The 14,258-nt window shown below is 38.9% G+C and carries 12 protein-coding genes; 6 read left to right on the forward strand and 6 right to left on the reverse strand.

Translation table 11 applies throughout. The features are described 5' to 3' along the window. Positions 1 to 497 precede the first annotated feature (497 nt). Positions 498 to 2,144 carry a fumarate hydratase gene (locus M1F05_RS18215; protein ID WP_206083430.1) on the forward strand — a complete coding sequence of 549 codons (1,647 nt, stop codon included), beginning with the start codon at positions 498 to 500 and terminating at the stop codon, positions 2,142 to 2,144. Between the two features lie 115 nt (positions 2,145 to 2,259). Here the strand turns inward: M1F05_RS18215 and M1F05_RS18220 are convergent, their stop codons facing one another. From M1F05_RS18220 to M1F05_RS18245, 6 genes are all read right to left on the reverse strand, one after another. Further along, positions 2,260 to 3,225 carry a fimbrial protein gene (locus tag M1F05_RS18220; protein WP_206083429.1) on the reverse strand — a complete coding sequence of 322 codons (966 nt, stop codon included), beginning with the start codon at positions 3,223 to 3,225 and terminating at the stop codon, positions 2,260 to 2,262. Positions 3,226 to 3,238: 13 nt separating this feature from the next. Then, on the reverse strand, positions 3,239 to 3,757 hold the full coding sequence (locus M1F05_RS18225) for a fimbrial protein (RefSeq protein ID WP_206083428.1): 519 nt from the start codon (positions 3,755 to 3,757) through the stop codon (positions 3,239 to 3,241). Positions 3,758 to 3,800: 43 nt separating this feature from the next. Next, a complete protein-coding gene (locus M1F05_RS18230; protein WP_206083427.1) occupies positions 3,801 to 4,529 on the reverse strand; it encodes a molecular chaperone in 729 nt (242 codons plus the stop codon). A 10-nt stretch (positions 4,530 to 4,539) separates the two neighbouring features. Further along, the gene (locus tag M1F05_RS18235) at positions 4,540 to 7,035 is read right to left on the reverse strand and encodes a fimbria/pilus outer membrane usher protein (protein WP_206083426.1); all 2,496 of its coding nucleotides are present in this window, start codon (positions 7,033 to 7,035) and stop codon (positions 4,540 to 4,542) included. A gap of 83 nt (positions 7,036 to 7,118) precedes the next feature. Then, positions 7,119 to 7,676 carry a fimbrial protein gene (locus M1F05_RS18240; RefSeq protein ID WP_206083425.1) on the reverse strand — a complete coding sequence of 186 codons (558 nt, stop codon included), beginning with the start codon at positions 7,674 to 7,676 and terminating at the stop codon, positions 7,119 to 7,121. A gap of 199 nt (positions 7,677 to 7,875) precedes the next feature. Further along, entirely contained in the window at positions 7,876 to 8,112 is a 237-nt protein-coding gene (locus M1F05_RS18245) for a helix-turn-helix domain-containing protein (RefSeq protein WP_206083424.1), read from the reverse strand. A gap of 1,279 nt (positions 8,113 to 9,391) precedes the next feature. On the opposite strand from M1F05_RS18245, the gene M1F05_RS18250 reads away from it, so the two are divergent. The 5 genes from M1F05_RS18250 (at position 9,392) to M1F05_RS18270 (ending at position 14,250) form a co-directional block, all read left to right on the forward strand. After that, complete coding sequence (locus M1F05_RS18250) at positions 9,392 to 10,381, forward strand: nitrilase family protein (protein WP_206083423.1); 990 nt, start codon at positions 9,392 to 9,394, stop codon at positions 10,379 to 10,381. An 87-nt stretch (positions 10,382 to 10,468) separates the two neighbouring features. Further along, positions 10,469 to 11,353 carry a LysR family transcriptional regulator gene (locus tag M1F05_RS18255; RefSeq protein WP_206083422.1) on the forward strand — a complete coding sequence of 295 codons (885 nt, stop codon included), beginning with the start codon at positions 10,469 to 10,471 and terminating at the stop codon, positions 11,351 to 11,353. A 97-nt stretch (positions 11,354 to 11,450) separates the two neighbouring features. Next, complete coding sequence (locus tag M1F05_RS18260; RefSeq protein WP_206083421.1) at positions 11,451 to 12,449, forward strand: 3-oxoacyl-[acyl-carrier-protein] synthase III C-terminal domain-containing protein; 999 nt, start codon at positions 11,451 to 11,453, stop codon at positions 12,447 to 12,449. Further along, positions 12,446 to 13,447 (forward strand): NAD-dependent epimerase/dehydratase family protein, encoded by a 1,002-nt coding sequence (locus M1F05_RS18265; RefSeq protein ID WP_206083420.1) that lies wholly within the window; start codon positions 12,446 to 12,448, stop codon positions 13,445 to 13,447. The genes M1F05_RS18260 and M1F05_RS18265 overlap by 4 nt, the downstream gene beginning before the upstream one ends. After that, the gene (locus M1F05_RS18270; protein ID WP_206083419.1) at positions 13,447 to 14,250 is read left to right on the forward strand and encodes an MBL fold metallo-hydrolase; all 804 of its coding nucleotides are present in this window, start codon (positions 13,447 to 13,449) and stop codon (positions 14,248 to 14,250) included. The genes M1F05_RS18265 and M1F05_RS18270 overlap by 1 nt, the downstream gene beginning before the upstream one ends. The last annotated feature ends 8 nt before the right edge of the window (positions 14,251 to 14,258 follow it).

Consider the following 14,258-nt stretch of genomic DNA (forward strand, 5'->3'; position numbering starts at 1 on the left):
TCATTTAAAATTTAATTATTTCTTAAATTAAGATATGAGGAATATATCTTGCTACAAACTCATAAAATATCCCACTGATTAAAATAGAATTATCAAAAACTGAATCGTTTAAACTTACTAAAACAACTGGAAATGTAATTTATCCTAATGAAATACTTAAAAACTAATAATTCATAATTACAATGATAAAGAGAAAAACATCATTAAATATAATTTTATGTGATTTATATCTAATTTTTATCGTGAAGTGGTTTTTATCTCGATAACTTTAACCAACATCATATTATCAACCGCATCCCTTTGAATATAATGGCCAAATTGGTATAATTTCAGCCTAAATTGTTTCTTTTCGTGATTTCTTTTGTGATTTTCGTTTCATAATTACACTTATAAATTTTACTTTGTTCCTTTGTACTGAATTTATTAAAGAATAAGCACAAGCCTACGGGTGATTATTTTTTGGATATTCCACTGAAATTAATATGTGAGTGAGCAAAATGGCTAATAAAGAGTTTTTTTATCAAGAACCTTATCCGCTATCTGAGGATAAAACTGAATATACCCATGTTTCTGATAAATATGTTTCCGTCGAGCAATTCGCAGGGAAACCCATTTTAAAAGTTGACCCCGAAGCATTAACACTGCTTGCTGAACGGGCAATTTATGAATCGCAATTCTTCCTAAGAGCCGCACACCAGAAGCAAGTTGCGGCTATCTTGCATGATCCAGAAGCTAGCGAAAATGACAAATATGTTGCACTGCAGTTGCTACGTAACGCTGAAATTTCCGCAAAAGGTATTTTACCAAACTGCCAAGATACAGGAACCGTTGCGGTGGTTGGGAAAAAAGGCCAGCAAGTTTGGACGGATTGCGATGACGAAGAGTATCTCTCTCGTGGAATTTATAACGTCTTCCAACACGAAAACCTACGTTTTTCTCAAAATGCCCCGCTAGATATGTTTAACGAAGTGAATACTGGCACTAATCTGCCCGCACAGTTTGATATCTTTGCGACCACAGGTGATGAATACCACTTCCTGTTCGTCAATAAAGGTGGCGGTTCTGCTAATAAATCCGCGCTTTATCAAGAAACAAAAGCAACCTTAACCCCAGCTAAGCTAAAAAATTTCTTAATTGAAAAAATGCGCAATCTGGGAACAACGGCTTGCCCGCCTTATCATATTGCTTTTGTTATTGGTGGAACTTCAGCGGAAACAACGCTAAAAACAGCAAAACTGGCCTCTGCAAAATACTATGATAATTTGCCGACAACAGGTAATGAATATGGCCGTGCATTCCGTGATATTGAGCTAGAAAATGAGTTATTAGAAGCCTCTCGTCATCTTGGTTTTGGTGCACAGTTTGGCGGTAAATACTTTGCTCACGATGTCCGCGTTGTACGTTTACCTCGCCATGGTGCATCTTGCCCGATCGGTTTAGCCATTTCTTGCTCAGCAGACCGTAATATCAAGGCAAAAATAACCAAAGACGGCCTATGGCTGGAAAAAATGGAACATAATCCAGCGCAATATATCCCTGAATCAATGCGTACCCAAACTGAAGGAAAAGTGGTTCATATCGACCTTAACCGTCCAATGAAAGATATTTTGGCGGAATTGAGTAAACACCCTGTATCGACCCGTGTTTCTCTCAGTGGCCCACTGATCATCGCGCGTGATATTGCGCACACCAAGCTCAAAGAACGTTTAGATAACGGCGAAGAGTTACCGCAATACTTCAAAGACCATATGGTGTATTACGCAGGACCTGCCAAGAAACCTGAAGACATGGTATCTGGCTCATTAGGCCCAACAACGGGTAACCGTATGGACCCTTACGTTGATCTGTTCCAATCCCATGGTGGTAGTATGTTAATGCTCGCAAAAGGGAACCGTACTCAAGCCGTTACTGACGCGTGTAAAAAACACGGTGGTTTCTATTTAGGTAGCATCGGGGGTTCGGCGGCAATCTTAGCGCAAGAATATGTTAAGAGTTTGAATTGCTTAGAGTATCCAGAATTAGGTATGGAAGCGATTTGGAAAATGGAAGTTGAAGGTTTACCTGCTTTTATCCTTGTTGATGACAAGGGAAATAACTTCTTTGAGCAAGTTCAGAATACAAATTGCCAAAAATGCATAAAATAGCGCCATTGCACTGTACCAACGGAATACGCTAGCTGAAGTTAGTTAGTGTCGCCAATGAGCAATGTAAAATAAAAGAGCTGGCATGTTGCCTGCTCTTTTTTATTCCCTAGTTCTATCAATAATAATTAATACGAACTATCGTAGATGCTTGAAAGCCACCTGTTTTTACTGTGCCCGTTTTCTTTACCGTCGCACTGTAATCACGAGTTACTGATGTACTTCCTTGCGGTAAACTACCGAAAAACTGGAAGTAATTAAACTTAATGTCGCTGTTTTTATCGTCCTTGATCACAAGGTTCATACCATTTTTCAAATCAATTGCATACTCACCATTAAGTGGATCCGTGGTTTCAAAATTGATATTCATGGAGAAATTATCCAAGCACCCTCTTTTTACCGCTTGAACCTGAAAATCCTTTTTAAACTCTTTACCTTGATTAAGCTCTGTGATCATCAATTGGCCAAAGTCAATTTGCTGAGATTCAGGAAAAACCTTGATATCGGCGCCACATTTTAAAAAGCGGATCCCTTGAAGCCCTGAAATAGAATAGCGTAAGTTTTTAGCCCCTGGAGTGGTATTAATCCCCCCACTTCCATCAAATTGGAAAACGGTAAATTGGTTATCACCCAAATAGTTGCCTGATGGTGGAACCACTCCTGTCACTTTGATGTATAAAGTAAACGTCACCGTCACGGTGACATTTTGCTTACCGCTAATCGGTGGTGTGCCTAAACTGACTTTTTGCTGGTCGTGTTCAAGTTGTTCACCTTGATAGTTCGCTCCAAGTAACAAACCTGTCCCTAACTTTTGTGATGTCGGGTTAAAATACATATGAACAACGTCAACCATGTTTCCCAATACGTTATCGCAATATACCGTAACGGTCAGTGGGTCTGATTGCCAAATAATCGTTCCCTCAGGGGTATCCGCTGGTATAGCAAGTTGCCCTACAGGAACAGGTGGTTTAATCACAACCCCCGTCCCTTTTTCAACACAATCCAATGCAAATGTCTTTGGGCTGATAAAAACAAATAAGAATAAAAAGTAGAACCCATACTGCTTAATAAACTTGTGTATCATAATTTATACACCTTTATATATAGGTAATATTTAAGGTAATTTGCGTTTTAATATTACCCACTGTTAATTCACTTCTTGAAAGATAGCTTTCCAACATGGAATAAATCACAATCTGTTGATTATCATCGAAATAAACTGGGTAATTTCGATATTCACCATTTGGGATTGTATTGCCCTGCTTATCCAGCAAACGAATGCCATAACCATTTAAAATTGTTTTACCACCAAATAAATTACGGTCAGTACTCGCTGTGGGTTCTGAAATGAACATGATCCTAACGACAGGATCCCGGTCATCACGATCCCGCTTTGGGAAAATGCAGTCATCAAATTTCAATTTGATCTCATGTTTAGGGCTTCTATCTCCGATCTCATTGAAATAATTAAGAGAAATTGGGCCTAGTTCAATATTTTGATCCATCGAGGAAAGCGTGATTTTACAAGGCAAAGCCACGACATTACCGGTAAAATTGAGGTCGCCTCGCATCATGCTGCTGTCTGCGTATGCATGACTCCCAAACAGGGATAGCATGAAAAAACCTATTGAAAAGCAATAATTTCTCATCTCTAAAATCCTATTGGCTTTCTTTTGACAGCTGGCATATCGATGCCGCACACTGATACGTCAACATTTTCATTCCGCCGTAGTCATCCATATATCCCGCGTAAAGTTGGCTAAAACTTGCACTTGGTACAGAAACACTTTCTTTTGATAATGGCGCTACCATGACACTCTCAAAACCTGGAAAGTTATTCTTATTGTTGTGACTTAAATAACCCAACGTGACGTAGTATTTCGTTGGATTTTCAATGAGCAACTGACTACCAGAATGCGTAAACTTCAGTTCTTTCGCCCACACTTTATCGCTGTTATTTTCAATTTGAGGTGGCCGATAAAACATTTTTAAACGGCTCTGAATCGCAATTTGCACCACATTTTCTTTATCTGAAACAGGAGGGATTTCACGCACATTCAGGTAAAACAGCGATTCCCTATCCTGAGGCAATGTATCAATCCCTTCAGTCTTAATAATTTTAATTTGGTTTTTTGCATTCGGCTCAACACGTTGCATAGGTGGCAAAACAGTAAAAGGCTCTGAGACTTTGTTCCCCTTCGCATCTTCCATCCATGATTGCGCCAAATACGGCATTGTTTTACTTTGGTTATTAATCACTAAGCTAATCGATTTATCTTTGCCTGGAAAAATAATACGGGTGCGATCAATATTAATTGCCGCAGAGGCGACTTGCATGCCAGCAAAGATTAATGAAAACCCAAAAACAACTGCATACTTTTTACTCATACATCATTCCTTATTGGCAAGGGATCAAGACTTTACCTTGATTCTTTTCAGTCATATTCGGTAAGTTCAAGCGACATTGATTTGTACCACTTGCCCACTTAACAATGTAACTTTCATCTGGGTCTATCCCAGTCAAATAAGCGACACCACTGTCTGCGATAATGCCAACTTCCCTAGAGGTATTCACTTCGATGACACTCGTCCCCAGAGGTGGATAATTACCGTTACTCAAACGGATCACAGCTAAAATACGTTTCCCTTGGTTCGCTTTTATTTTTTGATAACCAATTGAGCCTTCAGTTAATGTTTTCCCAATAATGTTGTCATTCACATCAACATCATCGGGTAACGTATTCATATCAATGTACACATCCGAGTTTGAAAAACTGTTCAAACTTGTTGCAACACCGATACCGAAGCGGTTGGTGACGGACTCGCCATTATCAATAGAAATACCCGCAACGTTATCGCTATCAATCATGACGCGCGGTTCATTGTTTGTGCCATTACGGTGCATCGCAGCACCATATTTAGTGGCTGTCATAGAGCCATACCAGCTCCCACCAAAGGCGCGATAAGAATTCACATTTTCCGTTGCGTTAACATTTAATACGCCATATGGGGAAGAGCGTTGATAGCTACCACTAATATTCGGTTCTGCACGCCCGAGTTCATGCTGATCGCCACCTACTCGCATACTCCAGTAATTATTTTGCTCATTTGGGCTGTAATAGGCGACAGATTGCCCAAAGTTATGATCATTATCTGCGTATTGGGCGTCATAGCTCACTGATCCACCATTTTCTAACGGAATTGAAAATGACAGATAAATTTGATTGTCATCGGTTTCTTCGTATTTAATTTTATTGAGAGACAATGTTCCTGAAATATTTTTAAGCTGCCCAACACTAAACAGTTTACTCAGGCTCATTCCAAAGTTTGTTGTCGACTCACTGCTCCAAAACTGATGGTGTGAGGCATTAAAGTAAACCGTTAAATCCAATGGGCTAATGTATTGGTTAAAAGAAGCGGTATACACGTTTTTATCACGCCTAAAATCAAGAACACCATTAGCAGCATCAATATATTGCGGCATGGTTAGGAATTCTTTTTCAGAGAATTTGTAGCCCGCAAAAGTGACTTGTGAGTTGGTGGATTCGAAACGTTTCGAATAATTCAGACGATAACTGTTTCCTGAATAAGAACCAAAATGATCTAAATTTGCATGGGTACGCGTAATATCCAGCGATATTGCCCCAAACACATTCATGTTTTGCCCAATACCCAGGTTGACGGCTTGATAATTATTATTATCGACAGTGGCAATTAACCCGCCAAAAATGGAGGTATTGCCAAATAACCCATAAGATAATTCACCCGCAATAAACCGTGGCTCGACTTTCTGAGAACGCCCAAACGGATCCGACTGCCCCATCGTCAATTTATAAAGAAGCTGCCCTTGGCGCGTTAAAAATGGCAATGATGCCGCCGTCACTTGATAAGTCGTTTTTGAGCCATCCTCTTCCTCAATGGTCACATCTAACGTACCTTGTACTGCTTCCGTAATATCTTGAATATTAAAGGGACCAGGTGCCACTTTAGCTTGTTTAATGACACGCCCATTTTGTGAAATAATCACCATGGCATTGGTTTTAGCAATACCCGTCACCTGTGGTGCATAACCACGCAATGAAGGAGGGAGCATACGATTATCACTAAAGAGAGATGCCCCAATAAAACGGAAACTATCAAACAAATCTGTTTTTAAATAAGACTCCCCAAGTAAAACTTTTGCGCCCATTTCAGGTAATGCACGAAATGCATAAAGCTGAGTCCAATCAAATCGTTCATTCGTTTTTCCTTGAGAACGATTATATTGATACTGATAGTCTGCACGGAAACGCCAAGCACCTAAGTTCACGCCAGCCGTACCATTACTGCTACCGCTAAATGTTTCACTGGTATTTTTAGGGGAGGTGTAATTTAAAAACAGGTTGTAGTCGAGAAATGCGCCTGCGATTCCATTTTCCCATTGGGACGGCGGAACCCAGTACGGATCATCATATTCTAACCAAGCTTGAGGAATAGAAAATAAGATATTCTGGTTCTCTTTATCAAATCGATAGTGAATATCTAGCTTTTTAGATAGTTCAACACACTGGTTATTATTATTTTGCAGAAGTTCTTCCTGAACTTTCTTTTTTAATGCAAAAAGAGTGACCATCTCTGGTGTAACACAGAGTGTTGAATTATCTTTACTCTCTTCAATAAATTTAATTAGATGTTGACCCGCTAATTTCCTACCATTCAGTGTAATATCCGTAAGATATTCACCAGCAGGGATAAAATCAGGATTTGAAAACTGACTTAAATCAATATTGTCTCTGTCCTTTGCATCAATAATATTCATATTAAATTCGACTGCATTGGACATTCCTGAAAAAGAAAATGCCAATACAATAGAAAATAATATTTTATTCATTTTAAACTGAGGCAATAAAGACATGATGTTCCCTGTCAAAAAGATAAAAAATCAAAATAAAAAGGGAAAATAACAGGCAAAAATATGCCTGTTATTTAAGGTATAGATTAGAGGTAATTTAAAGCGTAAGTCGCTTGAGAAATGATGCTACCAGTTTCTACTTTGTTACCATTTGCTTCAACACGTGCACTAAATGCTAATTTGTTAGGGCCGTCAGCTAATGGCAATTCAACACTTGTGTCACCCACTTTCATTGTTGCGCCATCAGCATTAATCAGACGAACACCAACACCTTTAGAAGTACCTGTATTTGCTAACAGTTCTTTTGCCGTTGTATCTGGCGTACCAGTGAAAGTCACTTTAACTTTGCTAACTGCAGGGAAAATAACTGTGTCTGAAGCATCTTTAACTTCACCTAAATCACAGTTTTCTAATTGAATATTATATTGAACGCTTTGGCTAAATTTATTACCAGTTTCTAATACTTTATTAGCAACTTGGCCAAGGTCAACGTTAATTGTACCATCACCTGGGATTGAACAAGGTGCATTGATAACTTTACCAGTGAAGTTGATGATACCACTTCCTTGGTCTACAGGTGCTGCATTAGCAATACCAAACGAAGAAGCGATAATTGTAGCTAATGCAATTTTAGTTAATTTCATTTATATTTTCCTATAAAAAGACGACAGATGTACCAATCACTTAATAATTAAAACAATTATTAAGTTGATATTTTTTTGCTGAGGATATAGTAAAAATAACATTTATCCCTCTAATTAAGGAATAAATTAGTTTTATTTAATTGAATTTATTTTTATATTATTTTTATATTGGATATGAGAATATCCTTAACTTTCTTAGTTAATTACTTTCTTTATTTAAGAACACATCGTCAATAAAAAAACAAATCATCTCTGTTTCTAGAGCACTAGCTAATACATGCAAATTTTCGATATTAATGTTGCACTCCCCTCTTTCATAGCGTGAGATCTGCTGCTGACTTACACCAACAAGATTTGCAAGCTCAATGCCAGAAAGACCTAAATGCTTTCTTCTTTTTCTTATTTCTCTACCTACAATACGATTTACATTTATCATCAACTATAGCCCAACAAACTTAAAATATTAAACGGCTAAACTATATTACAGATCAAAAACCTTTAGAACATAAAAATTTATCTTTTGAAATGCAAATTAAAATATTGCAAATCAATTAAAACACGAAATTTGAGTTAATTATAAATTTGAAGATATAAAAGTAAAACTGTTTATAACGATCAATAAAATAGATTAAAGCCAGAGAAACCTATCAATATTAGAGTATTTCAAATTTAAATAGTGACCAATGAAAAACAACTCAATAAAGTTAAATTTTTTAATATAGAATAATTAGAAAAACAACAACTAACCTTTTGATTTATTTTAAGTAAATATAGATTACCATTAACAATGGTAACTTAGATAAATACAGGTTTATTTTAGATTATTTAACTTAGTGATTAAATATTTACTATTCAAAATAGACATCTTGATTAATAAGCTTTTTTACATAAAAAATAGGTAAATTAATTTTTAATTTACATTATTTTAGTTTATATCAAAAATACCACTCTCAATGGTATTTTAATTTTTATGGTTTTTTAAAATTAAATATACAGGAAATCTCATTAACTCATTAAACGAGTACGAGATATAAGAAAATTGATTTAAGAGAAGGTAACTCATTTTAAATACGTAAATCTAGCAAATTATCGCGCCCTTAAGCAGGAATGTTAACGATATCATTAAATAATGCCATTTTAAGTAAAGTGGTCACACCAAGCGACTAAAATACCTTTTATTTAACATATAGTTACATTTGCTACAAATTGTAACCAAGTGATAAATATTATTAATGAAATTAGACGTTTTTTTTCTAGTAACAAAAATAAAACATAATAATTGAGTAATTAGCTCACGGAAAAAGTGTAAAACAGGTATTTATACTTAGTTAATCACCCTGTTTTAGGTAAAAAAACTTCGATGATCTAGTAACAACAATATTCACCAGCTCAGTCTAGACGGAAATTAAGCGCTTAATCACAAGAATAGAGTACTTTTTTAGTGCTAATTAAGCCCTTTTACGGCTTTTTAGTTAAATAACTAAATGCTAATCAATAAGTTATTTTTTATCCCTGCAGATTATATAAGAATATTCCACCTAATAAGAGATTTTTTTTCGAAGAATATAATGCATTTCAACTTTTTCACTCAATTTAAATCATCGATATTCGACTAGTTTTTCCATTTCGATAACCAATGGTTATTAAAATGAAAAATAACTCATTATTTTTTTTCAAAATAACGTGTTTTTATTTTGCTAATAAAGGAGATATTGATGAATAGACAACCATTACTTCGCGCTGCAACGGTGCAATTCCAACACCAAGCAGGCAATAAAGACTACAACTTAGCCTGTATCCACAACTTCATTACGCAAGCTGCACAAAAAAAGGTCAGAATGCTCATATTCCCTGAAATGTGTATTACTGGGTATTGGCATGTCCCAAAACTGTCTGATGAAGACGTTTATGCACTCAGTGAAATCTTGCATGACAGCCCTTCATTAGCCCCTATTCGCCAACGTGCCATCGAATTAGATATGCTTATTGGCGTTGGATTCATTGAAAAAGGCCTCAATGGTAAATGTTATAATACCTGGGTCGCTTGCATGCCTGACGGGCAGTTATATGCGCACCGAAAACTGCATGCCTTTGAGCATCCAGTTATTCAAAGCGGTGATAACTACACGGTGTTTGACACCCCCTGGGGTGTCAAAGTCGGCATATTGATTTGTTGGGATAATAATCTGATTGAAAACCCGAGAGCTACTGCATTACTTGGCGCTGATATTATCCTTGCACCTCATCAAACGGGTGGAACAAACTCCAGTAGCCCGTATGGTATGAAGCGCATACCACTGCATTTATGGGAAAACAGAGAACAAGACCGACAAGCACTGATCGATGCATTTCAAGGGGAAAATGGTCGAAACTGGTTATTACGCTGGCTACCTTCACGCGCCCATGATAACGGTGTTTTTTACCTGTTTAGTAATGGCGTTGGCCGTGACGACGACGAAGTTCGAACAGGAAATGCGATGATAATCGACCCTTATGGCCGCATTATTCAAGAAACGACTGCCACTGAAAATGACATGGTCATCGCTGATTTAGACCTTAACTTACTCCCCAACTCCAATGGGAGACGTTGGTTAATGGGACGACGTCCCGAACTCTACACAATTCTTAATACTACAATGGGTTACGAAACAGATATTCATCAGGTTCGTTTCGCATCTCAAGCAACACCTTTTATCAAAAAATAAATCAGTCCCTGTAAAATAGCGAATGCTATAGTGGTTTATTCATTATATAGATACTATAGCGTTTATCATTTTCTGTAAGAGGTAAATATGGATACCCGACTTCTTCGCGCCTTTATTACTCTTGCGGATACAAAAAATTTCAAAGAAGCCTCAACACGCTTATGCATAAGCCAGCCTGCATTAACAAAGCAAATTAAGTTATTAGAAGAGCAACTCAATTTACGGCTATTTGAACGAGGCCGCCACGGCGCAATGCTGACAGAGCATGGCCTTACATTGCTACCCCATGCAAAATTAGTCCTGAACCACGTACAAGAATTATTGAATCAAGCATTGACGATCAAGGAAGAGCCCCCTAAAGTTTTGAATGTCGGTTTTGGGATCTCATCTTTTCAAGAGGCCTCTTTATTTGTTGCTCACTTACGGGAGAAACTACCTAGCGTTGCCATTGTGTTGGACGATATGCCATCACATATAATGAGAGAGAATCTTCTTACTCATCAATTAGATATTGCATTCACTCGCCGTGTCTCCCATGGTTCAATAACAAATATTATTAGCCAACCCTTAAAAACGGAAGTTTTAGCCCTCGCTATATCACGCGAATACGCACAACATAATTCGATACGGGATTATTTAACACAATATCCATTGCTTATGTTACGTGCAGAGCGCGGCCTTGGCCTTTACCAACAGATTCAGCGTTACCTGCAATCGGAAGAGTTACATATCTCTCCCTTACAAGAGGCCAGCGATATACAAACGCTTATTGCATTGGTTGCCGCCAAAGTGGGCGTTAGCCTTATTCCTTACAGTGCAAAATATATTGCACAAGAAGATATCCACTTTATTCCTCTTCACCACTGTGAGGCAGCAAATTGGCAAATCGATGTCGTTTGGCAGGCTTCATTACCCAAAGCATGGCAACGCACTTTCCGCACTTTGATTGATGAAATGCATGAAACCCCGTGAGCGATAGGCAATAAGAAGAACTCCGTAATTCCTATATATTAAATAAATGAACTCTGATATTTATTGTTGTTATCTTGGTTAGATAGGCACTTTATATATGTCCGCTAATAGGTCAATTGCTCCACTTAAAATCATCGCGTCTGGCGTTGCTTTGCCTGAAAACAAAATTTACTCCTCTATGCTCGATGAAAAATTCAATAAAACAAAAGGGTTTGTGGAGAAACATTCAGGTATCGAATATCGCTATCATGCAAATAATACTGATTCACAAGCACAGTTGGCTGCACAGGCCATTGCAAATGCATTACAGCATAATCAGTTATCACCACAAAGTATTGATATGCTGATTAACGCCTCAGCGATCCCTGTTCAGGCATTACCTTGCTCTGCTGCCCACATCCTTGAACAATCAAATTTAAATGATGGTATTGCCTGCTTTGATATCAACTCCAGTTGCATTAGCTTTATTACTGCGCTACAAGTGGCTGCGGGCATGTTAGCGACAAGCCAATACCAACGAATAGCCATTGTCTCTGCTGACATAGCCTCACGGGGCATCGACTGGCAAGATAAGGAATCATCGCTCATTTTTGGTGATGGTGCAGCGTGTGTGATTGTTGAAAAAGGGGATGGCACCAGTGGCATTCTTTCTTACACTCACACTACACACACTGACGGGATTGATTTTTGTGAAATTCGCGCAGGTGGAACACGGAAAAACCCACGTTCAGGAATGACTGAGGATGATTTCCTGTTTCATATGCAAGGTAAAAAACTTTTCCGCATGGCATCTGCCTTAATTGAAGAATTTATGCAGCGGGTCTTCACCGAGTCAAACTTACAACTCGAGCAAATTGATACTGTCGTGCCCCACCAAGCGAGCCATTTATCGTTAGAACACATGCGTCAACGTGTTGGCGTGACATCCGATCAGCTCATTGATATCTATCGCCATCGAGGTAACCAAGTTGCAGCATCGATTCCATCGGCACTGCACGAAGCGATTATCACAGACCGTTTTTATGAAAAACAACATGTGATGTTAATTGGTACTGCCGCAGGTTTAGCGCTGTGTGCCATGGTATTAGTGCCATGAAAATCTTAGTCACAGGTGCCACAAGTGGGCTTGGCCGAAATGCTAGTGAGTACTTACTGGGGCGAGGTTTTGACGTTGTCGCTTGCGGGCGAAATCCACAAGCAGGAGAACAGTTAATCACAATGGGTGCTGAGTTTGCCCCTTGTGAACTGGCAAAGCTCTCTTTGCAAGAAGCGAAAGAGATGATGACTGGCTGTGATGCCATTTGGCACTGTGCGGCACTCTCTTCACCATGGGGCAAGCGCCAACATTTTGAAAGTGTTAATTTTCATGCGACTCACACATTAGCCACCGCAGCTGGCGAGCTAGGAATAGCACGTTTTATTCATATTTCGACCCCCGCCATTTATTTCAATTTCACCCATCAACGTGATATTACAGAAACCACCCAGAATACTCATTTCGCCAATCAATATGCGAGAACAAAATATTTAGCGGAAACAGCTATTCAGCAATGTGTTAAGCAGTATCCCAATACCCGCTATACCCTATTGCGGCCTCGTGGGTTGTTTGGCCCTCATGACCGCGTGCTACTGCCGAGGCTATTGGCACAAATCAAATCTCGTCAGGGTAAGTTAGTACTTCCTAACGGGGGAAATAACCATTTTGACTTAACCTATGTGGGGAATGTGGTTCACAGCATGCAACTGGCCACGCATAAAGACGCGTTACAAAGCGGCGCAACCTATAATATTACCAACCAACAGCCGCAAGCACTAAAACACACATTGCAGCAACTTTTCCATGAGCTTCAACTCGAGTGTGAAATTCGTTCCGCACCTTATCCCCTGTTATATAGCATTGCTGTGTTACTTGAGGGCATCAGCCATCTCACTGGAAAAGAGCCGCTTCTCACCCGTTATAGCCTCGGTGCAGCTTATTTCACCATGACGCTTGATAACCAAAAAGCCCAACAAGAACTAGGTTATTACCCGTTATATTCCATGGAGCAAGGAATTCATTTAACCGCTAACTGGCTAAAACAGCAGGAGAATTGATGTTAACCATTCACCAATATGAAGTTGGGTACTGCACACATCCAGGCTGTGTGGCCCTAAAAGGTGCCAGTTTTAAGTCTTGCAAATTCCCTGCCCGTGCATGGTTGATTGAAGACGAAAATCAGCGTTGGTTATTTGATACGGGATATGCCACCCATTTTTATGATCATACACGCAAAGGCATCATGCGGTTCTATCGTACGGTAACTCCTGTTTATTTCGAAAGCAAAGATGCGTTAGTCAATCAACTGGCAAGCGACGGACTTAAACCGAAGGACATTAATGGTGTGATTTTATCCCATTTCCACGGTGACCATATCGCAGGGCTGCGCGATTTTCCCGAGATGCCAATTATTTGTTCTGGTGATGGTTGGGCAAAAACACGTCCATTAACGGGCTTTGCCGCCCTGAAAAGTGCGTTTGTTCGCGGCTTATTACCTGATGACTTTGAACAGCGAACCGTATTTTATGAAGGCTTTGAACGTGTTGCCCTCCCCTGTGAATTACAAATACTCGGTGAAGGCTTTGCTGTGAATAAGTCAAAAACCTTATTAATTGTGCCACTCCCAGGGCACGCAGCAGGCCATATTGGCTTATGCGTGTTAACGGAGGCAGGATGGGTGCTGCTTGCAGGGGATGCGGCATGGTCGCCCACCAATTACCGTGAACTACGGGGCCCGATGGCTATCGCTAATATCATCATGGATGACAAACAAGCGTATTATGAAACACTGAATAAATTGCATGAAATTGATAAGCAAAATATTGTTATTCAGCTCTGCCATGAAGGTGATTTACAGTGATATTGTCG

Origin of the sequence: Providencia sp. PROV252 (assembly GCF_033676005.1) — a bacterium.
GTDB classification, from domain to species: domain Bacteria; phylum Pseudomonadota; class Gammaproteobacteria; order Enterobacterales; family Enterobacteriaceae; genus Providencia; species Providencia vermicola.